We start from the raw sequence: 24,089 nt of genomic DNA on the forward strand, positions 1-24,089 counted from the left end.
TAGCCGGGCGGCCGAGGCTGCGCCATCCCCGACCGCCTCGGAGCGCCGGGTCTCACCCCGTCGTCGCCACCTTTGCCGGCGGCCCGTCCAGGCCGTTCTTCAGCTTGGCCTCGGCCGCGGCCTTCTGCTTCTCGTCGGGCTCCAGGCTCAGCACCCGCCGCCACTGGAAGCGGGCCTCGATCTGCCGTCCCACCCGCCAGTAGGCGTCGCCCAGGTGGCCGTTGACGTCCGGGTCGCCGGGCTCCAGCTCGACGGCCTGCTCCAGCTTGGCCACGGCGGTCTTGTAGTCGCCCTGACGGTAATAGCCCCAGCCGAGGGAATCGAGCATCGCCCCCGAGGTCGGGCGGGCGTCGACGGCCTTCTGGACCATGGCGATCGCCTCGGGCAGGCGCTCGCCGCGGTCGATCCAGGAATAGCCCAGATAGTTCAGCAGGTCCGGCTCGTCGGGATTGAGCTTCAGGGCCGTCAGCAGGTCGCGCTCGGCGTCGCTCCAGCGGTTGGCCCGCTCCAGGGCGACGCCGCGCATGTAGAGCAGCCGCCAGTCGGGCTTGTCGCCCTGGGCGGCGATCAGCGGATCGAGCACCGCCGCCGACTCGGCCCAGCGCTCGTTGGCGCGCAGGATGTCGGCGTAGCCGACCTGGGCGTCGCGGTCCTTGGGGGCGGCGGCGGCCGTCTGCTGGGCCAAGGCCAGGGCCTTGGGCTTGTCGCCGCCGGTCTGGTAGCTCCAGGCCAGCTTGGACTGGGCCGCGGCGTAGCGCGTCGAGCCAGGGAGCACCTTGGCGTAGGCGTCGCGCGCGCCGGCGTCGTCGTCGTCCTGGGCCAGCAGGTCGCCGACCAGCAACCAGGCGTCGTCGCGCTTGGGATCCAGCCGCAGGGCCAGGCGCAGATAGGCCAGGCTGAACTGGCTCTGGCGCTCGCTGGCGAAGGTTGCGGCGCAGGCGACCAGGGCGTGGGCCGCGCCCTGCCGCAAGGTCGGCATGGCCGGGGGCGCGCGCCCGGCGGCGGCCCTCGCCCGCGCCTTGGCCAGACCCTCGTCGTCGGGGTCGCGGGCCAGGGCCGCGTCGTACAGGGCCACGGCCTCGGCCTGGCGCTTGCGGCGCTCCAGGAACGCGCCGTAGTCGGGGACAAACAGGTCGCGGGCGTTCTCGACCGCCATCAGCGCCTTGTAGTCGGTCTCGGCCTCGTCATAGCGCTTGGCCCGTTCGAACAGCCGCGCCTGGCCCAGCTGGCCGAAATACTGCACGAACCGGTCGCCCTGCAGTTCGGGACGGACCACCGCCCCATCCTTGTCGCCGACCGCCGCCGCCAGCCACGGGGCCAGCAGCACCGCGGCGGGACGATGCGGGAAGCCGATCGATTCGGTCTTCAGCACGGCCTGGGCCTCGCGGCCCTTGCCGTCGGCCAGCAGGTCGACGACGCGGGTCAGGGCGCCCAGGCGACGCACCGCCTCGTTGGCGTCGGCCCCGCGCGGGGCGACCGCGGCGGCGTGCTGCACGTCGCCGGCCAGCAGGGCCGCGGTGAAGGCCCGGTCGCCCAGCACGCCGGGATCGTCGTCCAGCTCGCGGGCCTCGTTGAAATAGCCGGCGGCCTGGGTGTTGGAGCCGTTCTGCAGGGCCGCCTGGCCGGCCAGGAACTGGCCGTAGGCCGAGCGCGAGCCGTACCAGCCCGAATCGGCCTGGGCCGGGCCGCGCAGGGCGGGCCCCTCGGCCTTGGGGGTCGGCGTCGTGGTCGCGGCGCAGGCGGTCAGGGCCGAGGCCGACAGGAGAGCGAGAAGCAGCTTGATACGCGTCATGCCCGCACCCTCATCGCTTTCCCGGCGCATCGCAAGACCGTGCGGCCTTTCCTGATCACCAAACGCGCCGGCCGGCTACATGTTCGGATAATTGGGTCCGCCGCCGCCCTCCGGCGTGGTCCAGACGATGTTCTGCGACGGGTCCTTGATGTCGCAGGTTTTGCAGTGGACGCAGTTCTGGGCGTTGATCTGGAACTTCGGATCCGTCCCCTGCTCGTTGTAGAGCACCTCGTAGACGCCCGCCGGGCAGTAGAGCCGGGCCGGCTCGCCGTATTTGGGCAGGTTGACGGTGATCGGGACGGTCGGGTCCTTCAGCGTCAGGTGGGCCGGCTGGTCTTCCTCGTGGTTGGTGGCCGAGATGAACACCGACGACAGCTTGTCGAAGCTGATCACCCCATCCGGCTTGGGATAGACCAGGGGCTTGTAGTCCTTGGCCAGGCCGGTCGATTCCGCGTCGGTCTTCTCGTGCTTCATCGTGCCGAAGAACGAGAAGCCGCCGAACAGGTGGGTACACCACATGTCGAACATGCCCAGCGCCCCGCCCAGGGCGGTGCCGAACTTGCCCAGCAGCGGCTTGGCGTTGCGGACGACCTTCAGCTCCTTGGCGACCCAGGACTTCTCGTAGAGGTCCTGGTAGGCGGTGAGCTCGTCGCTGGCCCGGCCGGCGGAAAGGGCCTCGAAAGCGGCGTCGGCGGCCAGCATGCCGGTCTTGACGGCGTTGTGGCTGCCCTTGATGCGCGGCACGTTGACGAAGCCGGCCGAGCAGCCGATCAGCACGCCGCCGGGGAAGGTCAGCTTGGGCACCGACTGGTAGCCGCCCTCGGTGATGGCCCGCGCGCCGTAGGCGATGCGCTTGCCGCCCTCCAGGTGCGGCTTGACGGCCGGATGATGCTTGAAGCGCTGGAACTCGTCGAACGGCGACAGCCAGGGGTTCTTGTAGTTCAGGTGCACCACGTAGCCGATGGACACGTAGTTGTCGCCGAAGTGGTACATGAAGCTGCCGCCGCCGGTCTTGTTGTCCAGCGGCCAGCCGGTGGTGTGCTCGGCCAGGCCCGGCTGGTGCTTTTCGGGCGGCACCTGCCACAGCTCCTTGATGCCGATGCCGAACTTCTGCGGCGCCTTGCCGGCCGACAGGTCGAACTTGGCGATCAGCTGCTTGGCCAGCGAGCCGCGCACGCCCTCGGCGATGAACACGTACTTGCCGTGCAGCTCCATGCCGGGATTGTAGTCGGGCTTGTGATGGCCGTCCTTGGCGACGCCGACCACGCCGACCACCACGCCCTTGACCGAGCCGTCGTCGTTCCAGACCAGGTCCGAGGCCGCGAAGCCCGGATAGATCTCCACGCCCAGCGCCTCGGCCTGGGTCGCCAGCCAGCGGCTCACATTGCCCAGCGAGGCGATGTAGCAGTCGTGGTTGTGCATGAACGGCGGCATGGCGAACATCGGCAGGGCCAGGTCGCCCTGGGGACCGAGCAGCCGGAAGACGTCCTTGGTGACCGGGGTCTCCAGCGGCGCGCCGCGGTCCTTCCAGTCGGGGAACAGCTCGGCCAGGCCCTTGGGATCGATCACCGCGCCCGACAGGATGTGGGCCCCGACCTCCGAGCCCTTTTCGAGCACGGCCACCGAGACCTCCGAGCCGGCCGCCGCGGCCAGCTGCTTGAGCCGGATGGCCGCCGAGAGCCCGGCCGGACCGCCGCCGACGATGACGACGTCATATTCCATCGACTCGCGTTCGAGGTCTTGGCTCATGGGATCTCCCGCCCGGGCGCTGCCGCCCGCGTTCTGGCTGCTTGAGTCGAAGCTTATCGTGAGGTGACGCGCCGGTGGTCAAGAATAAACCGGCCCGGGCTTTGCTGCATCGCAACCGAGATGGAACGGCGGCCGAAGCGGCGTGGCGGCGCTCGCGGGATCGCGCTAAGACAGCGCCATGAGCCTCGCCGTCGACCCGCGCGCCGTGGAAAGCCTGCTCGCCTTCTGGGCCGACGCCGGGGTCGAGGCCGCGTACGCCGAACAGCCGATTGACCGCCTGGCCGAGGGCGCGGCCCTGCTGCGGGCCCGCAGCCAGCCGCCGCCGCCCGCCGCGGTCGCCGCCGCCCCGGCTCCCGCCTTCGGGCGCGGCCCCGACCTGGGCGCGGTCGTCGCCGAGGCCAAGGCCCTGGCCGCCGCCTGCCCCGACCTGCCCGCCCTGGCCGCCGCCATCGCCGCCTTCGACGGTTGCCCGCTGAAGACCCAGGGGGCGCGCCAGGCCGTGGTCTCGCGCGGCCCGGCCGACGCCCCGCTGATGATCATCGGCGAGGCCCCCGGCGCCGACGAGGACCTGCAGGGCCAGCCGTTCGTCGGCCGGGCCGGCCAGCTGCTCGACCGCATGCTCAAGGCCGCCGGCCTGCTGGACCGCGCCTTCGTCACCAACACCGTGTTCTGGCGTCCGCCCGGCAACCGCACCCCGACACCGCAGGAGCAGGCCGTCTGCGCCCCCTTCCTGGAGCGCGCCATCGCCCTGGTGCGGCCGAAGATGCTGCTGCTGGTCGGCGGCGCCTCGGCCAAGAGCATGCTGCGCCGGGACGAGGGCATATTGTCGCTACGCGGACGATGGTTCGAGTGGACCTCCAGCGACGGCCAAGGCGAGCTCCCGGCCTTGCCCACCTTGCATCCGGCCTTCCTGCTGCGGCAGCCGGCGGCCAAGAAGAAGGCCTGGACCGACATGCTCATGGTTAGCGAGAGGCTTGATCGCCCCGAGCGTCCCCACTAGACAGGGTACTGACCAGTCGGAACGGGGACGCGTCGGGGACCTTTTAGGGTCGGGCGCGGAAACGCATTGCAGCTTATCGCTCGCCCCCTGGCCGTGTTCTCGGCCTTCGTGTTGTGCCTCGTGGCCGCCTTCGGCGCCCACGCTTCGGCGCTTGAGCCCCTCTCCGACAGCGACGCCCGCTTCTACCGCGCCGCCTTCGCCGCCTCCGACCATGGCGATTTCGACGCCGCCGAGGCGGCCCTGGCCAACGCCCGCGACAAGAGCCTGACCGGCCGCCTGGCCTTCGCCAAGCTGATGCATCCCGAGGCCCACGCCGCCAGCTATGACGAGCTGACCGAATGGCTGGCCCGCTACGGCGACCAGGCCGGCGCCGACCGGGTCTACACCCTGGCTCTGAAGCGCAAGCCGGCTCGCAGCCCCGCCCCCAAGGTCCCGGCCCTGTTCGTGACCGGCGCCCGCAGCCCGGCTCCGGCCGACAAGGCCCGCTTGGCTCGCGAAACCTACTATGCCGGCGACGTCAAGAAGGCCCTGACCCTGGCCCAGGCGGCGGGCGAGCCGTGGATCGCCGGCCTGGCCTCCTTCCGGCTGCAGGCCTACGCCCAGGCCCGGACCTATTTCGAACGGGTCGCCAATGACGGCGCCCAGGACGAGTGGCTGCGCTCGGCCGCTTGGTTCTGGGCCGCGCGCTCGGCCGCGTCCGGCGGTCAGGGCGGCGACGTCGAGGCCCTGCTCAGCGCCGCGGCCCGTTCGCCCCAGACCTTCTACGGCATGATCGCCGCCCGCCAGCTGGCCCTGGCCGGGGCGGCCCTGGCCCAGGACGATCCGATCGCCGCCCTGCTGACCAAGGTGACCTATGACGGGCCGGACGTCGCCTCGCTGGGCCGCCTGCTGGCCGCCGATCCCCGCGCCCGCCGCGCCGCCGCCCTGGCCCAGATCGGCCGCTGGGCCGAGGCCGGCCAGGAGCTGCGGGCCGGCCTGTCCCTGGCCGGCGATCAAACCCGCGGCGACTGGACCGACCTGGCCCTGGCCCTGAACGAGAAGGCCCCGCTGAACGCCGCCAGCCCGGTCAAGCGGGTCGGCGGCGAGGACTATCCCCTGCCCCCGCTGCAGCCCAAGGGCGGCTTCACCATCGACAAGGCCATGGTCTACGCCCTGGTGCGCCAGGAAAGCCGCTTCGACCCCTATGCGGTGTCGGGGGCCGGCGCGGTGGGGCTGATGCAGCTGATGCCGATCGCCGCGGCCCGGGCGGCCGGCGACGACAAGCTGCTGGCCGACAACAGCCCCCTGCTGGATCCGGGCTTCAACCTGCGGGTCGGCCAGGACTATTTCACCTGGCTGATGGATCGCGGCCTGCAGAGCCCCGACGTGCTGCGCGCGGTGGCGGCCTATAACGGCGGCCCCGGCACCCTGCTCAAGCTGCAACAGCAACTGGGCGCCGACTGCGACAGCCTGCTGCTGATCGAGAGCCTGCCGGCCCAGGAAACCCGCAACTATGTCGAAAAGGTCATGGCCTCCTACTGGACCTATCGCAAGCTGATGGGGGCCGAGACCCAGACCCTGGACGCGGTGGCCAGCGGGGCGCGGGTGATCGATTTCCGGCTGGATCGGTAGGGCGGCGTGGTGCTCTGAAGGGCGCTGAAGATGGCTTTTGATGAACGTGTTGGAGCCCCAGCGATGGGCGGGAAAGCGGGCGTCAAGCTCCGCCGGCTGTTCCTGCATATTAATGTGCCCTCTGACAGCCGCCACTAGTGGAGCTAAAAGTCGCTGATCGGAGATTCGAGGGGGAGAGTATCGGCAATGATCCGGCCATGTCTCGGGCTAGCGATTTTTGGATTATTCGCTGCCGCACCCGCGTTGGCGGATGAAGGGCGCACGACGTCATCCAAAGTTGAGCCGGTGTTTTCTGATGGCACTTTCAGAGGTTGTTCGGTGGTCTTTGACGTAATTCGAAACGACCCTGAATATAGTGCAAACGCCATAGTCAAGGTCAGTGGATCAATTACGGTGATGATGTCTCCAAAGGGGGACCCGCTGGCGGTCATGAAGCTCGGCGCGAAGGACGCCAAAAAATCAGCGACCGAGCAATACTCACCTCCTGAAGAAGCATATTTTATCAACGAAAATGGAACAAACGCCAAGGACTTAATTGGATCAGGTAAGGTTGATGCAGAGGGACTTCGACTGTTTATCTACAAAATAAGCGATGAATCCATCAAGCAAATAGCCCAAGCGAAATCTACTGGGAAACTTAAGATCGGCTATGCGCTACGCAAGGGCGGCGCTTTGGCTCCCGTAGAAGTCGATTTTACGGCGCGATCAGTCGATGCTGGCGGCAAAGTCATTTCAGACGGCGGCGCGCCAAAAGAATGGGACCTGTGCCTTACCGCGCTTATGCAATCGTGATCGACAAGGCCCGGAATGACGAGCGTATTTGGAAAAGCGGCGTATTTTAAACCCGCAACCGCACGGCCTTCGGCTTCAGACGCCGCAGCAGCGCCTGCAGCGGATCGCCGCCGGGCTTGAAACCGCCGGCTGCGTCGATCGCCTCGCGCAGCGCCAGCACCGCCGACGGGCGGCCGGCCAGGCCGAAGGGGCCCGGCGCGGCGATGAACGCGGGGCGGCCTCCGCCGCCGGCCAGATGGGCCTCGACCGGCACGCGCCAGGCGTCGGGCAGGGCCAGGCGGTCGTCGAGCGCCAGGATCCACGGCCCCCGGGCCACGGCGCAGCCGGCCGCCAGCCGGGTCCCGGCGTCGCCCTGAACCGTCACCACCCTGGCCCCGCTGTCCTCGGCGATGGCCAGGGTCGAGTCGGTCGAGCCGGCGTCGGCGAACACCACGTCCTTGACCAGGCCGTCGACGGCCGAGGGCACCAGCACGGTCAGGACCGAGACCAGGCGGGCGGCGCTGTCATGGGTGGGCAGGACGACGGAGATCATGGCCCTGCTTCAGGGTATCGCGGCGCGAAGGTCAAGGGGCGATGCGTTGCGTCCTTCGAGGCTCGCCTGCGGCTCGCGCCTCAGGATGAGGAAATCAATACAAAGCTCCTCTTCCTGAGGCGCCCGCGCAGCGGGCCTCGAAGGACGCACAGGGCTCAGAACAGCGACAGCTGGTCCCCCGCCTTGGCCGGCACGGCGAACTGGCCAAGGTCGAGCGGCTCCAGCCGGCGGTCGAGACCGAAGCGCTTGCGGGCAAGGTGGAAGCGCTGGCTCATCACCTGCGCCACCGGCCCCTCGCCGGTCATCCGCTTGCCCCATTCGGAGCTGTAGGCTGCGCCGCCGCGCATCTGGCGGACCAGAGACATCACCCGCTTGGCGCGGTCGGGATGTTCGGCCGCCAGCCACTCCTCGAACAGGTCCTTGATCTCCAGCGGCAGGCGCACGGCGACATAGCCGGCGGTCGTCGCCCCGGCCGCGGCGGCGGCCTCGAGCACCGCCTCCATCTCGTGGTCGTTCAGCGACGGGATGGCGGGGGCGAACATCACCGTGGTCGGCACCCCGGCCGCCGTCAGCTGGCGCACGGCGTCCAGCCGCCGCTTCGGGGTCGCCGCCCGCGGCTCCATGCTGCGCGACAGCCGGTGATCCAGGCTGGTGATCGACACCGCCGCCCGGGCCAGGCCCGCCTGCCCCATCGGCCCGAGGATGTCGAGGTCGCGGGTGATCAGGGCCGACTTGGTGATGATCGAGAACGGATGGCGGAAGCGGGCTAGGGTCTCGACCACCGCCCGGGTCACCCGCAGCTGGCGCTCGTCGGGCTGGTAGGGATCGGTGTCGCCGCCGATATGGATGACCTTGGGGACATATTTCGGCTTGGACAGCTCGCGTTCCAGCAGCTTGCCGGCCTCGGGCTTGAAATAGATCCTGGTCTCGAAATCCAGGCCCGGCGAATGGCCCAGATAGGCGTGGGCCGGGCGGGCGTAGCAGTAGATGCAGCCGTGGCTGCAGCCGCGATAGGGATTGATCGAGCTTTCGAAGCCGACGTCGGGACTGTCGTTGCGGGCGATGATGGTCCGCGACTTCATCGGCTGCACGACGGTGGCGATCTGAGCCGGCTCCTCATCCGCCCCCCAGCCGTCGTCGAAGGCCTCGCTGACCTGGGATTCGAACCGGCCGGTGCGGTTGGACTTGGCCCCGCGGCCGCGCGCGGCGAGCGGCGGGTGACCGGGAAGATTGGCGGGAGCGACCATGGCCCGATCATGGACCGGAAATGAGAACATTTCAAGAACTTGATGCCGTCGCGCATTCCCTGGGCGCCGGGCGGGTCGATGGCCCCCGTACCGCAAGCGGGGCTGACAAGCCGCCGGTCGTGGTGCAACCTCCACTGGAGGCAGGCGGGGCGGCGGTCGCCCTTACGCCTCGCATCGAGGCTCCCCATGACCACCCTGCCCCCGGAAGACCCAGCCGCGCCGGAACCCGAAGCCCCGCACGTCGCCAAGGTCGGCGTCATCGACGCTGGCCACAACGTCACCGGCTTCGCCGAAGAGCCGATCAACGGCCTCATCGCCGACATCGCCGACGGCGATTCCTGACCATCTCGCAGCCTTGAGTTCGACTCCTGGCTTTCCCTTCACCGTCATCCCGGGCCTTGTGCCCGGGACCCATCTCTCCGCCGCAAGGGCGGCGAAGTGGCGCGCGAGCGCGCCAAGGCGTCTCCCCGTCGGCTGAACCATGGGTCCTGGGCACAAGGCCCGGGATGACGTTTATGGGGGCGCCTAATCCGGGGTGCCGCGATCAACCCATTCAGAGGAAAAAGGTGGAGGCCCGGCCCGGAATCGAACCGGGGTGCACGGATTTGCAATCCGCTGCGTCACCACTCCGCCACCGGGCCATCCGGGTCAACGCAAGCTGCGTCGGCGAAGAGGTCGGTTCGAATACAGGAGCCCGCCGGCCTAGGCAATGGCCATGATGGCCTGGCTCAACCGGTCTTCTGCAGCAGCAGGGCCTTGGTCAGGAACGCCTGGTCCCGGCCGATCACCGCCAGCCCAGCCGCGCCGAACAGGGCCGGCAGATCGGCCTGGGCGTAGGTCGAATAGTAGGGTTCGTGGAAATAGGCCGGGAAGGCCTCCAGCAGCCGCGACAGGTCCGGCTCGTCGGCGGGTTGCACCGAATCGGCGAAGGCCAGCACGCCGCCGGGCTTGAGCACCCGGGCGATCTCGGCGGCGACCACCGGCCGAACCCGCGGCGGCAGCTCGTGGAACAGGTAGACGCAGGTGACCGCATCGAGGCTGGCGTCGGCGAACGGCAGGGCCTCGGCGTTGGCCTGCACCCCGCCCCGCCCCGAGCGGCTGCGGGCGGCGGCCAGGTAGGCGCGCGACAGGTCGAGGCCGGCGATGGCCGCCCGCGGGAAGGCGGTGGCCAGGTCGCTGAGGAACGCGCCCGAACCGCAGGCCAGGTCGACCAGCTTCAGGCCCCGGTGATCCTGGCCGCGCCAGTGGCGGGCCAGCAGGGCCAGGGCCCGGCGGCGCATGGCCCCGGCCGCGCCGGAGAACAGCGCCTCGACCTGGGCCTCGTAGCGCCGGGCGCTGGCGTCGGTGAACCAGCCGCCGGACTGGAAATGGAAGTTCTGGCGGTAATAGTTCGGATAGCCTCGACTTTCCGGCTCGTCGCGCACTTCGACGGCGTCGCCCCGGCGGCGGCGCTGGTCGACGGCGCGGGCGTCGGCGATGACGTCCAGGGCCCGGCGGAAGGCCTGGGCCGGATGGCGGGGGGCGTCCTCCATCGGCGGATAGAGGCCGGCGGCGACGTCGGCGGCGTCCTTGTCGAAGGCGGTCAGATAGGCCTGGCGCAGCCGGGCGGCCGGGACCGGCGGCCCTTGCGGCGCGAACTTGACCTTGGCCTCGCCGCGGGTCGGCTGGGCCAGGGCCCGGGTGACGCCGCCGGCCGCGGTCCACCAGGCGGCTTTGACCGCCGCCCGGGCCCGATGGCCTGCCCCGTCAAGGGCGAAGGCGCCGCGCCCCTTGGGCCCGGCCTCGCGGGGTTCGCCCCGCTCGCCGCGTCGCTGGTCCATAGCCGCCTCCCGGACGGCCAGACCCGTCCTATCGCGAAAACACGCCGACCAGCTCAATATGGGGCGACCACAGGAACTGGTCCACCGGCAACACTCGCTCCAGGCGGAAGCCGGCGTCGACCAGCACCCGGGCGTCGCGGGCGAAGGTGGCCGGGTTGCAGGAGACGCCGACCACCCGGGCGACCTTCGATTTGGCGATCTCGACATGCTGCTCCAGCGCCCCGGCCCGGGGCGGGTCGAGCACGGCGACGTCGACCTTCTTCAGCTCGGTCGACAGCACCGGGCGGCGGGAGAGGTCGCGGGCCTCGGCGGTGATCGCCTTCAGGCCGGTCGCCGTCCCCACCGCGCCCTTCAGGGCGGCGATGGCCGGAGCGGAGCTGTCGGCGGCGTGCACCCCGCCGATCTGCGCCAAACGGAAGGTGAAGGTGCCGACCCCGCTGTAGAGGTCGACGATGCGCGACGCGCCCTGGGCGGCCTCGACGGCGAAGTCGACCATGGCCTTCTCGGCCTGGGGCACGGCCTGCAGGAAACTGCCGGCCGGCAGGGCGACCACGGCCGGGCCCAGCTTCACCATCGGCTGGCGGGCCATGTAGATCATCTCGCCGGCCAGGGTGACGCGGGCGAAGTCGGCCTCGCCCGCCACCATGGCGGCGCGGACCCGGGCGTCGGCCGACAGCCCGCCGCTCTTGGCCTCGACGCCGGTGACGTCGATGTCCAGGCCGGTGGCCGTCAGGGTCACGTGCAGGGTCGGGGCCGACTTGGGATGCTCCAGGAACGGTCCGGCCAGGCGGGCCAGGGCCGGAAAGGCCGCGACCAGCCGCGGGTTCGAGACCGGGCAGGTCTCGATCCGGGCCAGGTTCCACGACCGCCGTTCCTTGAAGCCCAGCCGCACCCCGCCCTTGCCGCCGCGGGCGTGCAGCGCCACCCGCCGACGCGAGGCGGGCGGCGAAGCGAAGGTCGGCAGGATCTCGGTCTCCAGCCCCTCGTGCGACAGCTGGATGCGCACCTGCTCGCGCTTCCAGTCGAGATAGGGCTGGGCGCTCCAGTGCTGCAGGGCGCAGCCGCCGCAGACGCCGAAATGCGGGCACGGCGGGGCGACGCGGTCGGGGCTGGCCTCCAGCACCTCCAGCAGTTCGCCGCGCACGCCGCTCATCTGGGCGATGATCCGCTCGCCGGGCAGGGTCAGGGGAATGAAATTTCCCGACGCCCGGCCGTCGCCCTGGGCGCCGATCGCCTCGATCCTCAACTCACGCATTCAAGACAGTTCCGTTCGTCCGGCGGAACCTTGACCGGTCCCGCGCATTTTCACAGGCGCTGAAGCGCCGCCATGTCGGCGCCATGAACGCCGCCGACAATGGCTCTCGAACGTCCCATAGCGCATTCGCTCCCTTGCGGGTAAATCAAGATGAGGCGGGTGAACGAAGATGAACGGGTCGCTCAACAGCCGTTCATGATAGGATTGGCAGTCTAGGCTGGAAGGCGGGCCCGTGATCACCCGGGCCTGTTCGAGGGAGTTTCCGATGACGTTCAAGATTCTGGGCAAGACCCTTCTCGGCGGCGCCGCCTGCGCGGCCGTGCTGGCCAGCGCCATGGCCCCGAGCCTGGCCTCGGCCCAGGCCTATGGCGCCTACGGCAACAGCGGCGGCAATTACGACAGCAACGGCTATTATTACGACCCGTGCCGGCGCAGCACCACCCAGCGCGGCACCGGCGGCGGCCTGGCCGGGGCCGGCATCGGCGCGGCGATCGGCAGCGGCGTGGCCGCCAGGGGCGCCCGCACCGAAGGCGCCGTGCTCGGCGGCGTGCTCGGCGCGATCGCCGGCTCGGCGATCGGCCGCAACTCGGCCGCCTGCACCCCCGGCCAAGCCCCGCCGCCGCCGCCCCCGCCGTCCTACAACCAGGGCGCCTACAACAGCTACGACCGCAGCTATGACCGCGGCTACGAGGAGCCGGCCTATCGCGACAGCCGCTACGGCGATCGCCGCGACGACGGCTACAGCTACGAGTCCGAGCGTTCCTACACCGTGACCGAGGGCAGCCGGGCCGACGCCAACGGCTGCACCCTGGCCGAAAGCCCGATCTACCTGCCCGACGGCCGCACCCAGAAGCGCTTCGTCCGCGTCTGCCCCGACGCCTCGGGGCGGTATCAGGTCGTCGACTAGGTCGGGATTTCTCTCATTCGATCATTGGGGCCGTCCGCGTCAGCGGGCGGCCCTTTTTCTTGTGGCCGGCCCTAACCCTTCACCGCCCAGATCAGGTGCTCCTCCTGCCCGTCGCCGCCGGTGATCGGGCTCTGGGCCAGGCCCTTGATCGTCCAGCCCGAGGCCTCGACGAAGGCCGAGACCGAGGCGATGCAGTCGGCGATGACGGCCGGGTCCTTGACCAGGCCGCCCTTGCCCACCCGCTCGCGGCCGGCCTCGAACTGCGGCTTGATCAGGCTGACCAGGTCGGCGCCCGGCGCGGCCAGGTCGAGGGCCACCGGCAGGCACTTCTCGACCGAGATGAAGCTGACGTCGCAGACCACCAGACTGGGCGTGTCATCGAGATAGCCCTCGTCCAGGACCCGGGCGTCGACGCCGGACAGGTCGACCACGCGGCCGTGGTGGGCCAGGCGCGGATGCAACTGCTCGCGGCCGACATCGACCGCATAGACCTTGGCCGCCCCGCGCTCCAGCAGCACCTCGGTGAAGCCGCCGGTCGAGGCGCCGACGTCCAGGGCGATCCGCCCGGCCACGGAGATCGGCCACAGGTCCAGGGCGTGGACCAGCTTCAGGGCCCCGCGCCCGACCCAGGGATGGGGCGGCCGGCCGTCGAGCACGACGGTGTGCTCCAGCTGTTCGGACGGCTTGCTCACCGCCTTGCCGTCGGCGGTGATCAGGCCGGCCTCGATGGCGGCCCGGGCCTTGGCGCGGGTTTCGAACAGGCCGGTCTCGACCAGCAGGATGTCGGCGCGTTTGCGTGTCATGCCGGGGCCTTAGCACGACTTGCCGACCGTGCGCGCCCGTCCTCTGCCTAGCCCTGGACGAACACCTTCTTCAGCTCGTTCTTCAGGATCTTGCCGTTGGCGTTGCGCGGCAGGGTCTCGGGCCAGAACACCACCCGGACCGGCACCTTGAAGGCGGCCAGGCGGTCGGCGACGAAGGCCCGCAGCTCGGCCTCGTCGGCCTGGGCCCCCGGCCGCAGGGCGACGACGGCGGCCGGCTCCTCGCCCAGGGTCTTGTGCGGCACGCCGACCAGGGCCGCGTCCATCACCGCCGGATGCTCGTAGAGCAGGTTCTCGACCTCGATGCAGTAGATGTTCTCGCCGCCGCGGATCAGCATGTCCTTGGCCCGGTCGACGATGTAGCAGAAGCCTTCCTGGTCGAGCCGGGCCAGGTCGCCGGTCCGCACCCAGCCGTCGATGAAGGTCTCGGCGGTGGCCTCGGGGCGGTTCCAGTAGCCCTTCACCACCTGCGGCCCCTTGCACCACAGCTCGCCGACCTCGCCGACCGGCAGCTCGCGCCAGGGCGCCTCGAGGGTCATGATCTTCAGGTCGGTGACCGGCACGGCCGGGCCGCAGCTGTCGGGCCGGTTCTCGTAGTCCTCGGCCGAGTTGCTGGTGGCGGTGGCCGAGGTCTCGGTCATGCCCCAGCCGTTGCCGGGCAAGGCTGTGGGCCAGATCTCCTTGATCTTGCGCACCAACTCCGGGGCCGAGGGCGCGCCGCCATAGGCCACGGTCTCGATCGACGACAGGTCATAGCGGTCACGATGGGGATGCTCGATGATCTGCCAGGCGATGGTCGGCACCCCGCCCATCTGGGTCAGCCGCTCGTCCTGGATCAGCTGCATGGCCCGCTCCGGATCCCACTTGCGCATCATCGCCAGCTTGGCCCCGGAGAACAGCGACGGGTTCAGCACCGCGAAACAGCCGGTGGCGTGGAAGAACGGCACCGAGACCAGGCAGCCCTTCTGCGGTCCGTCGGGATCGGGCTGGGGGGGGATCTCGCCGCGCCGCAGATAGCCGCGGGCCGTCGCCGCGCCGGTGGCGAAGATGTTGCTGTTGACGTTGCGATGGGTGCCCAGGGCGCCCTTGGGCTTTCCCGTGGTGCCCGAGGTGTAGAAGATCGTCGCGTCGTCGTCCGGGCCCAGCGCCACGGTCGGCAGCGGCTTCTCGTCCAGCCCGGCCCAGTCGTTGGGGCAGCCGATCACCGCTTCCAGCCGGGTGACATAGGGATGGGCGATCTCTTCCCGGGCGCGGCTGACATAGACCCGCTTCAGGGCGGGGCAGTTGTCGAAGTGCTCCTTCAGCCGCTCGAAGCGCTCGACGTCCGTCACCGCCACGGCGGCGCCGGAATCGACCAGGCCGTATTCCAGCTCCGGCCCGGTCCACCAGGCGTTCAGCGGCGTCAGGATCGCCCCCAGGCTCAGGCCGGCATAGAAGGCGACCGGCCATTCGGGCAGGTTGCGCATGATCAGGGCGACCCGGTCGCCCTTCCTGACCCCGGCGGCCTCCAGCTCGGCGGCGAACACGCTGACGGCGCGGTAGAAGGCCTCGAACCCGACCCGCTCGTCCTCATGAACCAGGAACACCTTGTCGCCGTGGGTGCGGCCGATCCGCAGAGTGTCGCGCAGGCTCGGCGGGGCGTGTTTCCAGACCCGGGTCATGACGCCGCGGATCTCGACCTCGTCCATCTCGGCGGGCGAGCCGGGGGCGGTGATCAGGGCGTAGGCCTGCTGGACCGACATCGCCGGCCACGGGGCCGCGGGCTTGGGCCCCGTGGATGGGACGGCGGCGGGGCTCGGCGCGGTCGCGGCCTGGGTCATCAACTCTCTCCCGGTACGGATCGCGCTTCGTCGGCGAGCGCGTTGACGCTGAGAAAGCACAGCCGGCGGCCCGATGCAAACGTCCGTTCGGCTCTAAGGGAACAGCGTTTAGTTATGGCGAGGAAAGCGCCGCTTTCGACACGGCTTCGCCGCCTCACGCGGAACTCCGCTGAGTCGATGGGGAGGGTGCGAAGCGCCCGGGCCTCGCCCGGAAGTTTTGCAGTATGTGTACCGTTTCGACGAAGTCTGGCGCTTCGCGTGGAACCGTTATCCGGGAGCGGTCCGGCTGGCGGGGGTCTTAACCCCTTACCGGACGCTTTCGCTCGCGCCCCCGACGGGCGGGCCAGGGCGGCGAGCCCCGGTCCCGGACCGGTCACTCGCCGGGACCGACAGACCATCCCCGGCGGCCTTTAGATAAAGCGTCGCGGGGCTGCGCAACCCCACTTCCTTGTCCTCCGCCCAGGCCAACACGGTCTCCAGATCACCGAAGAGCCGAACATCCACCTCCCCGCGCCGCCCGGTCGGCGTGACCACGACCTTCTCGATGAGGGCGCGAAGCGCCGTCGCCGCCTCGGTGCGATCGGCCGGGTTGTTCAGCGCCTCGACCAGCCGCTCGACCTTTCGGCGGTAAAGCTCGGCGACATTGGGGTGAACGTCGGGCACGTCGCGCGGGGCCTCAGCAAGGGTGCGCTCGATCGCTTCGACCTCGGCGTCCAGGCTCTTCAGGCGGTCCATGAGGGGGCGGGTATAGCCGCCATCCTCGATAGCCAAGACGATGCCGTCGATGGCCTTCCTGGCCTTCTCAAGGCGTAGACGGTCGGCCGTCTCGTTGGCCCGGCGATGATGATTGAGGCGGTTGGTCTCCTCGATGAACGATCGCATGGCCTCGGCCATGACCTCGGGCGTCATCAAGCGCTCCTTGAGGCCGACGAGAACGCGGGCCTCCAGGCTGTCGCTGCGAACCGCGCTGGCGTTGGTGCAACCCTGACCCTTGATGTGGGCGACGCAGGCCAGGCGGTTGTTCCCGCGCTTGGCCACCGTGCCGCCGCACAGACCGCAGGTGATCAGGCCCGACAGCAGGGTCGCGGGCCGGCGGCTGGTGGCCGCCGCCTGGAAGCCCTGCGCGCCCCTGGCGACGGCGTCTTGATAGGCCCGGGCGTGGTGGGCCTGACGGGCCTTGGCGGCGTTCCAGAGGTCGTCGTCGATGATCCGCAGGTGCGGCGCCTGGGCGTAGACCCATTCGCTTTGAGGGTTGATGCGGTGACGCGTCCGGCCGGTGTCGGGATTGCGGACGTCGCGGCGCCGGTTCCAGACCATCTGGCCGATATAGAAGTGGTTGTTGAGGATGCCCGACTGGATCGACTGGTGGCCCCGGATGGTCATCTCACCCCAGGCCCGGCCTCTGGGCGAGGCGACGCCCTCGGCGTTCAGCTCGATGCAAATCTGGCGCGGGCTCTTGCCGGCGACGTAGTCGCGGAAGATGCGGCGCACGATGTCGGCCTCATAGGGGATGATCTCCCGCTCGCCGGTCGTGACCTTGCCGGTCGCGTCGATCTGACGAACCACCTTGTAGCCATAGGAATTACCGCCCGCGACCTTGCCGGCCTCCACCCTGCCCCGGTTGCCGCGATGGGTCTTGGCCGCCAGATCCTTGAGGAAGAGCGCGTTCATCGTGCCCTTGAGGCCGACATGCAGCTCGGAGACCTCGCCCTCGGACAGAGTGACGATCGGCACGCCTGCGAACCGCAGCCGCTTGAAGAGGCCGGCGATGTCCTCCTGATCCCGGCTGAGCCGGTCCATGGCCTCGGCCAGGACCACATCGAACTCGCCGGCCAGGGCGTCGCGGAGCAAGGCCTGGACGCCAGGACGGAGAATGACCGTCGAACCCGAGATCGCCGCGTCCGAATAGGTGTTCACGACCCGCCAGCCGGCCTTGTCGGCGTGCATCCGACAGATGCGGACCTGATCTTCGATCGAATGGGCGCTCTGCTTGTCGTCGGAATAGCGGGCGTAGATGGCCACGCGGGTCATGACGAACTCCTGAAGCTAGCCCTGGTCGATCTCCGAGCGCGGGGCGTGGTCGTTGGCGGGCGCAAAGCTGCGCTGGAACTCTTCTCGGGCGATCTGGCGGCCGATCAAGCGGGCCAGGGCCAGAACCGCGTCTTGCTGCGGCGAAACCGTACCTACAGCGTATGAAGCGCGGTCATCATTGGCGGGGCGGAAGCGTTGGAGCGCGGGGCGTGTGTCGTCGGTCATGGTGGGCGAATCCTGACGAGCGAAACGCCAAGCCTCGATCCAGACCCGCAAGGCCTCAACGACGGTTAGAGCGCGGTTCACCCGCTTTCACTCCCGACCTGTGCGGATCGACCAGTCGATCCAGCCCTCAAGCACCAGGGGGCGATGACAGTCGGGGCAGCGCATGTTGGCCAGATCACGGGCCGCGCCAGCGATGAGGTTATGAGCCTCTTCGTGGTCTTCGGGATCGACCGCCCTTGCGGCCACCGCGATTTTGGCGGCGACGCCGGTCGGGTCGTTGGCCGCGACCGCCGGCAGCTCCGCGAGGAGCTTCTCCCGCTGCTCGAACAGGCTGGCGAGCGTCCGGTCGATCTCGGCCATTTCCCGGCCCTGGGGCAGCGCCAGTTGTTCTTCCTTGGATAGCTTGAACCAGCCGGGCAGCTTGAAGGCTTCGCTTTCCAGATCGCCCCAGCGGCGCACCAAGCGGCTGGTCCTGATGTCGATGGCGACGAAGCTGGCGCAGCGGACGAGCAGGTCGTCTGCGACCGGCTCGCCTGCGTTGACGAGGACGGGCGCGGCGGTGGCGGCACCGATCAGCGTGCGGCGGGAAACTGCGGTTCTCTTGGCCTTACCTTCGGACATGCGGGGGCTCCCGGCGCGTGCGCTCGGCCCGATCTGAACGGAGATCGGTAGAGTTTGCTGGGTTTACTGCTACAGTAGAATGAATTTCAGTGACTTAGTCAACGAAATTCGGTCATCAACGAGCGAATTTCCATCAAATGATTGTATCTGCCCAAATTCGAATGGCCCGAGCCGCCCTCGGCTGGAGTGTCCGCGCATTGGCGGAAGCTTCAGGCATTGCAGACTCTACGATCCTCCGCTTCGAGACTGGCAAGGGTGGCATCCTGGCCGCGAACCTCGCGAAGCTGCAAAATACGCTTGAGGACGGCGGAATCATCTTCATCCCGGCCGATGCCAGTGGCGGCCCAGGCGTCCGCCTCAAAGCCTAGATCGCGGTTAAGCCGGAGGCGCGTAGCGCCTGTTTAGGCTTAAACCGCTTGCCGAGCCCTGGCCGGGCGTCAAGTTGACGGTCAAGGGTGCGCGAAGCGCATCGCCGTAGGCGACGGCGAAGCCGCCCTTGAGGGTCAGATTGACGTCCGGCAATTACGCCCCAGCTTCCGGGAGCCGGGGCGGGGGATTTCGAATTTTTCTTTATTCGGCCGAAGGACAGCGTTCGTCGGATCGCTAAGGAGTCTGCCCTCTTGGCTGAAAGGTCTCGTGACGGTCCGGCGCAACCCTCGGGTGGGCGTTGCCCAAGCGACGGGTTATGCGCCTTGCCCGCACAACCGCCAAGTTCGGCCTCACAGCCGCCGATAGCCAATCATCAGGGCTGGGGAACGCACCCGATCACCGGGTCAGGTCGTCCTGCTGCGGCGAAGGATCGGCAGGCAAACCCTGGCGTGGAGTCGGTAGCCAGCGTTGCAGGGCAAGTTCACCCCGAGTCCGAGGGCCGCTCATTCGCGTGTTGAATAGGTACCAATCCATTTCGGCTGATCTTGCGGCTTACCATTCCATGTCCAGTCGGTAAGCATTTCCGCCAAATCCTCCGCAGAATAATATGTGCCCGAAGGTGGCGGAGAAAATACCGAGTAGCCATATCCCGCCGCAAGTAAATCATGCCGGTGCCGTTCCAGCGATCCATAGTCCTCGACTATCAGCATTCCTTTCTTGGGGCCGAATTGCGGAAACATCACATCTACCTTAACGCTAATTCCATCGCCAAGATCGACTTCGGTGGGACCTATCATTTCGACGCCCAGCGCCTCGGCCGCCGGGCCCCAACTGTCAATGTGTCTCCACATGTCCGCGTCGCTTTGCTGGTTCATGGGCCTATGATTGGGATGTGATCGGTGCCCCCGATGTGAGCATGCGGCCCCCGGTTCACTGGGAACTGCGACCCTGGATGGCCTTCGTCGATTCTAATTTTATTGCCGGGGATCTGATCGCGTAACGTTCGGTTCAGGTCCCGATAAGCTTCCACATCGGCTCTGGTCACTCCTTTAGCCTTATCGCCTTTGGCCATGGCTTCCAGGATCCGACGGCCTTCGCTCCAACAAGAGTTATGCACCCAAACCTGATCTTCACCAACGAAGTAGGTATGGAACCCCTCGATCTCCAGGTTGTAGGTGCGCACCACGCGGTCGGTCCTGACGACCGAGACTACGGTCGCCGTTCCCGAGGCGGTCACCACTTTCGCGCCGGCCGTTAGCTCGCCGGCGAGCGTCCAGACGCCGTTCGCCGTGCGGAAAGGATGCTCCTTAGTGGTGTGAATGGTCTCGCGGCGCGGCGGCAGACCCTTGGCTGTCTTGATGGCGACCGTCACGTCCCAGATCTGCTGCTCCTCGCCGGGGATCAGCGCCGCCACCGCTTTCTGAGCGGTCTGGCCGGTGACTTCGTCGCGCGAGAGCACGAGGTCTCCCACTTTGACGTCTTCGATGGCCTTGGGCCCGTCCGCAGTGGCCACCAGGGTCCCGGCTTCGAAGCAGAAGCGCTTCTCAAGCAGCGCCGCCCTCCCAAGCCAAGCTGCTTTGGCGGCGGTCAGAAGACCGTCGGTGGTGACGGTAATTGCGATGTCTCCGTAGAGTTTAAGGAAATCCGCTCTTTTCCCCGGATCGGCATAGGCGGCGCCTGAAGGGCCCCAACCAAAGCCGCTCATCATCGTGCCGTTCACATCGAGTTGCTGGCGTGCAAAGTCTTGAGCCGCTAGGCCTGTGAGACAGGTTGCGCCATCGGCGCAGTGCGATTTCGATGCTGTGACAGTAACGTCGGGAAATGTTGCATTGCCGTCGCATCTGTTCCCAGCGTCATAGGAACCAATAGTGCAAGAAGATCCGGGCGCTCCGTCGAGCCCACTCGGATCCGTCATATTGACCGGGTCATTGCCGACATAGGCGTACCAGTTCATGCCGTCGCCGTAGCCGATGGGGTCGGTTTGGAGAAACCGCCCCAAGGTCGGCGAATAGGCTCGGGCCTTGTAATGGTAGAGCCCCAGCTCCGGGATCCAGACCTGGCCGGTGTACTGGAAGCGGCCGAGGTTGCCGGCGGCGGGGACGCCATACTCATCATAGGTGTTGATCGCCAGGGCCGCGCCGCCGTCGTTGACGGCCGCGACGACCGAGCCCTGGGGATCAGCCAGCAGGAAGCGACGATTGCTCGTGCCCGCGCCCTCGTACCAGACCACCGGCTCGTCGACGCCGGGCCCCGGCACGTAACGGCGCAGGATGGCGCCCGTCGCGCCATCGAGTTCGGCAATGAGATCGGATCCGGAATAGATGAAGGCCGTCGGCCCGGCGCCGGCCGAGACCCGCCACAGCCGCCCGGCCGGATCGTAGGCCAGGCTCGCGCCGCCCGAGGTGCTGGTGAGGTTGTTGTCGACGTCGTAGCCGAAGCTGGTGGTTCCGTCCGACGACAGGTTGCCCCGGCCGTCATAGCTCAGCGTCGAGGACCCCGAGGTGGTCATCTGGTTCAGGCCGTTGGAAGCATAGGTTCGGGTCGCCTGCGCATAACCCCACTCGTAAAGGCCGTTGCTGGCGGTGCGGGTCTTGACCTGGCTGGCGGCGTTGTAGGCGAAAGTCCAGGTCTGGTCCTGGGCCGTGCCGGCCAGATCGTGCGCCAGGCTCGAAAGCCGCGAGGCGGCGTCATAGCCGTAGTTGGTCTGGGTCGCGGCACTTCCGGGACCGGACCAGCCGTAGGTTCTGCGGCCCAGATCGTCATAGGCGACCGCCCATACCCGGGTCCCGTCGCTCTGCCAGATGTTCTGCATCTGCCCGGCGGCGTTGTAGTCGTAGGTGATGTAAAAACCGTCCCACCAGGTCATGCGCGTCCGCCGGCTGGCGAGATCGTACTGGTAGGTCATCGGGTGGCCGTAGGTGTCTTCGCCGGTCACCCGGCCCAGGGCGTCATAGGTCGCCGTGGCCACGCCGCCGCCATAGGTCGCCGAGGTCTGGCGGCCGAGGTTGTCATAGACGTAGGTGGTGGACGGCAGGCTCTTGGCCGTCATCCGGTTCAGGGCGTCGTAGGTGAAGGTCACCACCTGGCCGTCGCGACGGCGATCGCTAAGCACGTTGCCGGCCGCATCGTAGGTGTACTGCTCGTAGTCGCTCGTCGAGCTGGTCGAGCCGCTGGAGGCGATCGGGTAGCGAGTCTTGGCCAGGCGGTCGAAGCCGTCATATTCGTGAGTGGTCAGGTTGCCCTTGCCGTCGGCCTCGGTCGCGCGCCGACCGTTGGTCGAGTAGGTGACGGCCCGTTCGACCTGCGGCGCGCTCGTGCCATAGCCGCTGGTCACCTGGGTGACGCGGTCGGCCTTGTCGTAGCTGATGTAGGTGATGCGGTCGTCGCCGTCGGTCCCAGCCGTTCCCAGGGTGCAGGCGGAAGCCGGCAGAGATCCAAACGCCGCTGGGTTCATCCGCTCGGCCGTACAGGTCAGGCGGTTGGCGGCGTCGTAGGCGTACTGGGCCACCGCCTGGGTCGCGCCGCCGGCGATCTGGCGCTCGGACACCTTGCGGCCGACGCTGTCATAGGCGACGGCCGATTGCTGCAGGGCGACGAAGCTCGCCATCGAACCGTCGGCCTGGCCGGTGGCAGTGCCGGCCTCCACCGAGGTCGCCTGGCCGTCGGGATTGTAGGTCATGCGGCTGGCCCGATAGAGCAGCGCGCCCGCTCCATCCGGATCGGGTCCGATCACCCCGACCGCCTGACGGGCGGCGTCGTAATAGGTGCGGGTGGTGTCGGCCGTCCCGGCCAATGGGCCGTCCTCGGTCAGCAAATTGCCGACCTCGTCATAGGTCAAGATGGTGGTCGCCGACAATGCGCCATCGCCGGAACCGCTGGTCGTTGCGGTCGGCAGGAGATTGCTGCTGGCGTAGGCGACGGTGGTCTTGGCCTCCAGTGATGTGCCGATGCACTCCCAGGGGCCGGAGGTGCAGGTGGAGGTTCCGGTCAGCTTCCAGATCGATCCGGCTTGAACCAAGGCTCCGCTGCTGTTTTTGATGTAGCTCGGCAGCAGGCTGTAGGCGTATCGGGTTTGCGGCCGCATGGCCCCCGAGGTCGGCTCCGGCGAGGTCGCCGTCAGCACCCCGCCATGAGTGGCGTCATAGGTGTAGCTGGTGACATTGCCGCGTTCGTCGGTCACCGAATTGGGCTTGTTGCAGGTCTTGGGATTGCCGCAGGTGGCGTCGTAACTGACGCTGGTGACGATGTCGGCGGGCGTTCCTGGGGTCTTGGAGACCTGCCGCACCTCGGTGACATTGCCGCGAGCATTATAGGTATAGCTAGTGTAATCGCCCTCGGGCCGGGTGACACGGGTCGTTCGGCCAGTGCTGTCATAGGTGTAGCTCGTCGTACGCCCCAGAGCGTCAGTGTCCGAGGTGACCTGGACCAGGGCCATGTTCGACACCACCACGCGCGAATGACCCAGCGGGTCGACGACCGTCGTCGTGCGGGTGGTTCCGCTGTCTGTATAGCTGTAGGTCCAGGTCCCGACGCCATTGGACAGCGTAAAGCTGGTCGCGCCGGTGCTGGTCTTGGTCACGGTCGCCCCAGACGGGCGAGTCAGGGCCGTGGCGCTCCAGTTTGGCGTGCGGTCCAGCCTCGACGTGCGGCCCAGCGAGTCGCTGGCCGCCACGCCGGCCGCGACATACCATGACCAGGTAACTGTCGGCCACGCCCTGGAGAACGTCGGGCAGATGTCTGCCGCAGGATCGCAGTAGTCGACAGCCGTATTGATCAGCACCGCACTGATTGGCTCGACGGCCGTAGAAGCACTAATAGTATTTGATGCATAACTGTAGTGGATTTGATATCCACTATTGCTTGAAATGGAAATTGGCCGAGCTTCCGTTACGGTCAGGGCGCAACTGCCAGAAACGTACTGTCCGCAGAAGGTCGCCCACTTATAGGTGAAGGTCAGCTTCTCGCCGTTCGGCTTGGTCAAGGAAATAATGTTGCCGCTGTAGGCTTGGCGCGGCGTCATACTGCGCATGGCGTAGGAGAAGATCGCGATGGTCCCGTCGGCGGCGGTGTAGGTGTACAGCAGGTCGCCGGTCGCACTGGAGGACGAGAGGGTGGAACTTTGACCCTGGGCCGACGCAAAGGCGCCGCCGCCAAGCGAGGTGAAATTTTCCGAACTCGCGCCGACGCTGACGGTAACCGTGCTCCCACTGATGTTTACCCCTCCGAACGGCGCTCCGGGATTTGAGGGGTTGGTGTTGAAATAGTCGAGGGACAAGCCGCCGGATGCTGGATCGCCGATCGAGACGCTCCCGCCCGACAGGTTCAGCGATCCGGAGATCAGATCCACGCCATTGGCGTCGACACGGGAATGGATCGGCGGCAGCGGCGGCGAGGTTTGCGCCTGGACCTTGCCTCCGGCGATCGCCGCTAGCGACAAGGCCAGCACGATCAGGTTCCATCCTCTACGGCGCATGACGTCCCCCAATTGCCGCGATGT

General features: G+C 68.2%; 19 protein-coding genes and 1 tRNA gene. 6 read left to right on the forward strand and 14 right to left on the reverse strand.

What is annotated here, in order from left to right:
• Positions 1-52: 52 nt before the first annotated feature.
• Positions 53-1,792 carry a tetratricopeptide repeat protein gene (locus ACIPQB_RS14865; protein ID WP_446486021.1) on the reverse strand — a complete coding sequence of 580 codons (1,740 nt, stop codon included), beginning with the start codon at positions 1,790-1,792 and terminating at the stop codon, positions 53-55.
• 75 nt (positions 1,793-1,867) lie between these two features.
• Positions 1,868-3,541: an electron transfer flavoprotein-ubiquinone oxidoreductase gene (locus tag ACIPQB_RS14870; protein WP_446486022.1), complete on the reverse strand. Its 1,674-nt coding sequence runs from the start codon at positions 3,539-3,541 to the stop codon at positions 1,868-1,870.
• Between the two features lie 178 nt (positions 3,542-3,719).
• Between ACIPQB_RS14870 and ACIPQB_RS14875 the strand changes: the two genes are divergently transcribed.
• From ACIPQB_RS14875 to ACIPQB_RS14885, 3 genes are all read left to right on the forward strand, one after another.
• Complete coding sequence (locus ACIPQB_RS14875; RefSeq protein WP_446486023.1) at positions 3,720-4,541, forward strand: uracil-DNA glycosylase; 822 nt, start codon at positions 3,720-3,722, stop codon at positions 4,539-4,541.
• A 66-nt stretch (positions 4,542-4,607) separates the two neighbouring features.
• Positions 4,608-6,152 carry a lytic transglycosylase domain-containing protein gene (locus ACIPQB_RS14880; RefSeq protein ID WP_446486024.1) on the forward strand — a complete coding sequence of 515 codons (1,545 nt, stop codon included), beginning with the start codon at positions 4,608-4,610 and terminating at the stop codon, positions 6,150-6,152.
• Positions 6,153-6,338: 186 nt separating this feature from the next.
• Complete coding sequence (locus ACIPQB_RS14885) at positions 6,339-6,944, forward strand: hypothetical protein (protein WP_446486025.1); 606 nt, start codon at positions 6,339-6,341, stop codon at positions 6,942-6,944.
• A gap of 46 nt (positions 6,945-6,990) precedes the next feature.
• Here the strand turns inward: ACIPQB_RS14885 and ACIPQB_RS14890 are convergent, their stop codons facing one another.
• Entirely contained in the window at positions 6,991-7,476 is a 486-nt protein-coding gene (locus ACIPQB_RS14890; protein ID WP_446486026.1) for a glycosyltransferase, read from the reverse strand.
• Positions 7,477-7,631: 155 nt separating this feature from the next.
• Positions 7,632-8,723 carry a PA0069 family radical SAM protein gene (locus ACIPQB_RS14895; RefSeq protein ID WP_446486027.1) on the reverse strand — a complete coding sequence of 364 codons (1,092 nt, stop codon included), beginning with the start codon at positions 8,721-8,723 and terminating at the stop codon, positions 7,632-7,634.
• Positions 8,724-8,909: 186 nt separating this feature from the next.
• Between ACIPQB_RS14895 and ACIPQB_RS14900 the strand changes: the two genes are divergently transcribed.
• Complete coding sequence (locus ACIPQB_RS14900) at positions 8,910-9,065, forward strand: hypothetical protein (RefSeq protein ID WP_446486028.1); 156 nt, start codon at positions 8,910-8,912, stop codon at positions 9,063-9,065.
• Positions 9,066-9,290: 225 nt separating this feature from the next.
• Here the strand turns inward: ACIPQB_RS14900 and ACIPQB_RS14905 are convergent.
• From ACIPQB_RS14905 to ACIPQB_RS14915, 3 genes are all read right to left on the reverse strand, one after another.
• A tRNA-Cys gene (locus tag ACIPQB_RS14905) sits at positions 9,291-9,364 on the reverse strand.
• 87 nt (positions 9,365-9,451) lie between these two features.
• Entirely contained in the window at positions 9,452-10,543 is a 1,092-nt protein-coding gene (locus tag ACIPQB_RS14910) for a class I SAM-dependent methyltransferase (protein ID WP_446486029.1), read from the reverse strand.
• 28 nt (positions 10,544-10,571) lie between these two features.
• Positions 10,572-11,798: a class I SAM-dependent RNA methyltransferase gene (locus tag ACIPQB_RS14915; protein WP_446486030.1), complete on the reverse strand. Its 1,227-nt coding sequence runs from the start codon at positions 11,796-11,798 to the stop codon at positions 10,572-10,574.
• Between the two features lie 265 nt (positions 11,799-12,063).
• On the opposite strand from ACIPQB_RS14915, the gene ACIPQB_RS14920 reads away from it, so the two are divergent.
• Positions 12,064-12,705 carry a hypothetical protein gene (locus tag ACIPQB_RS14920; protein WP_446486031.1) on the forward strand — a complete coding sequence of 214 codons (642 nt, stop codon included), beginning with the start codon at positions 12,064-12,066 and terminating at the stop codon, positions 12,703-12,705.
• Positions 12,706-12,776: 71 nt separating this feature from the next.
• Here the strand turns inward: ACIPQB_RS14920 and ACIPQB_RS14925 are convergent, their stop codons facing one another.
• From ACIPQB_RS14925 to ACIPQB_RS14945, 5 genes are all read right to left on the reverse strand, one after another.
• Positions 12,777-13,508 (reverse strand): TlyA family RNA methyltransferase, encoded by a 732-nt coding sequence (locus ACIPQB_RS14925; RefSeq protein ID WP_446486032.1) that lies wholly within the window; start codon positions 13,506-13,508, stop codon positions 12,777-12,779.
• Positions 13,509-13,555: 47 nt separating this feature from the next.
• Complete coding sequence (locus ACIPQB_RS14930; protein WP_446486033.1) at positions 13,556-15,346, reverse strand: class I adenylate-forming enzyme family protein; 1,791 nt, start codon at positions 15,344-15,346, stop codon at positions 13,556-13,558.
• A 306-nt stretch (positions 15,347-15,652) separates the two neighbouring features.
• Complete coding sequence (locus ACIPQB_RS14935; RefSeq protein WP_446486034.1) at positions 15,653-17,377, reverse strand: recombinase family protein; 1,725 nt, start codon at positions 17,375-17,377, stop codon at positions 15,653-15,655.
• A gap of 15 nt (positions 17,378-17,392) precedes the next feature.
• A complete protein-coding gene (locus tag ACIPQB_RS14940; RefSeq protein WP_446486035.1) occupies positions 17,393-17,602 on the reverse strand; it encodes a hypothetical protein in 210 nt (69 codons plus the stop codon).
• An 87-nt stretch (positions 17,603-17,689) separates the two neighbouring features.
• On the reverse strand, positions 17,690-18,223 hold the full coding sequence (locus tag ACIPQB_RS14945; protein ID WP_446486036.1) for a hypothetical protein: 534 nt from the start codon (positions 18,221-18,223) through the stop codon (positions 17,690-17,692).
• A 161-nt stretch (positions 18,224-18,384) separates the two neighbouring features.
• Between ACIPQB_RS14945 and ACIPQB_RS14950 the strand changes: the two genes are divergently transcribed.
• Positions 18,385-18,591: a helix-turn-helix domain-containing protein gene (locus tag ACIPQB_RS14950; RefSeq protein WP_446486037.1), complete on the forward strand. Its 207-nt coding sequence runs from the start codon at positions 18,385-18,387 to the stop codon at positions 18,589-18,591.
• A gap of 504 nt (positions 18,592-19,095) precedes the next feature.
• Here ACIPQB_RS14950 and ACIPQB_RS14955 read toward each other — a convergent pair.
• Positions 19,096-19,467 carry a hypothetical protein gene (locus tag ACIPQB_RS14955; protein ID WP_446486038.1) on the reverse strand — a complete coding sequence of 124 codons (372 nt, stop codon included), beginning with the start codon at positions 19,465-19,467 and terminating at the stop codon, positions 19,096-19,098.
• Positions 19,464-24,065 carry a polymorphic toxin-type HINT domain-containing protein gene (locus ACIPQB_RS14960; protein WP_446486039.1) on the reverse strand — a complete coding sequence of 1,534 codons (4,602 nt, stop codon included), beginning with the start codon at positions 24,063-24,065 and terminating at the stop codon, positions 19,464-19,466. The genes ACIPQB_RS14955 and ACIPQB_RS14960 overlap by 4 nt, the downstream gene beginning before the upstream one ends.
• Positions 24,066-24,089 lie beyond the last annotated feature (24 nt).

It is taken from the genome of Caulobacter sp. LARHSG274 (assembly GCF_052871235.1).

Excerpts from the sequence above, each read along its gene's own strand:
- ACIPQB_RS14935 (WP_446486034.1), bottom strand. The coding sequence starts at position 17,377 with ATGACCCGCGTGGCCATCTACGCCCGCTATTCCGACGACAAGCAGAGC.
- ACIPQB_RS14915 (WP_446486030.1), bottom strand. The coding sequence starts at position 11,798 with ATGCGTGAGTTGAGGATCGAGGCGATCGGCGCCCAGGGCGACGGCCGG.
- ACIPQB_RS14900 (WP_446486028.1), top strand. The coding sequence starts at position 8,910 with ATGACCACCCTGCCCCCGGAAGACCCAGCCGCGCCGGAACCCGAAGCC.
- ACIPQB_RS14955 (WP_446486038.1), bottom strand. The coding sequence starts at position 19,467 with ATGAACCAGCAAAGCGACGCGGACATGTGGAGACACATTGACAGTTGG.
- ACIPQB_RS14895 (WP_446486027.1), bottom strand. The coding sequence starts at position 8,723 with ATGGTCGCTCCCGCCAATCTTCCCGGTCACCCGCCGCTCGCCGCGCGC.
- ACIPQB_RS14890 (WP_446486026.1), bottom strand. The coding sequence starts at position 7,476 with ATGATCTCCGTCGTCCTGCCCACCCATGACAGCGCCGCCCGCCTGGTC.
- ACIPQB_RS14875 (WP_446486023.1), top strand. The coding sequence starts at position 3,720 with ATGAGCCTCGCCGTCGACCCGCGCGCCGTGGAAAGCCTGCTCGCCTTC.
- ACIPQB_RS14960 (WP_446486039.1), bottom strand. The coding sequence starts at position 24,065 with ATGCGCCGTAGAGGATGGAACCTGATCGTGCTGGCCTTGTCGCTAGCG.
- ACIPQB_RS14865 (WP_446486021.1), bottom strand. The coding sequence starts at position 1,792 with ATGACGCGTATCAAGCTGCTTCTCGCTCTCCTGTCGGCCTCGGCCCTG.
- ACIPQB_RS14940 (WP_446486035.1), bottom strand. The coding sequence starts at position 17,602 with ATGACCGACGACACACGCCCCGCGCTCCAACGCTTCCGCCCCGCCAAT.
- ACIPQB_RS14925 (WP_446486032.1), bottom strand. The coding sequence starts at position 13,508 with ATGACACGCAAACGCGCCGACATCCTGCTGGTCGAGACCGGCCTGTTC.
- ACIPQB_RS14920 (WP_446486031.1), top strand. The coding sequence starts at position 12,064 with ATGACGTTCAAGATTCTGGGCAAGACCCTTCTCGGCGGCGCCGCCTGC.
- ACIPQB_RS14950 (WP_446486037.1), top strand. The coding sequence starts at position 18,385 with ATGGCCCGAGCCGCCCTCGGCTGGAGTGTCCGCGCATTGGCGGAAGCT.
- ACIPQB_RS14885 (WP_446486025.1), top strand. The coding sequence starts at position 6,339 with ATGATCCGGCCATGTCTCGGGCTAGCGATTTTTGGATTATTCGCTGCC.
- ACIPQB_RS14930 (WP_446486033.1), bottom strand. The coding sequence starts at position 15,346 with ATGACCCAGGCCGCGACCGCGCCGAGCCCCGCCGCCGTCCCATCCACG.
- ACIPQB_RS14870 (WP_446486022.1), bottom strand. The coding sequence starts at position 3,541 with ATGAGCCAAGACCTCGAACGCGAGTCGATGGAATATGACGTCGTCATC.
- ACIPQB_RS14910 (WP_446486029.1), bottom strand. The coding sequence starts at position 10,543 with ATGGACCAGCGACGCGGCGAGCGGGGCGAACCCCGCGAGGCCGGGCCC.
- ACIPQB_RS14945 (WP_446486036.1), bottom strand. The coding sequence starts at position 18,223 with ATGTCCGAAGGTAAGGCCAAGAGAACCGCAGTTTCCCGCCGCACGCTG.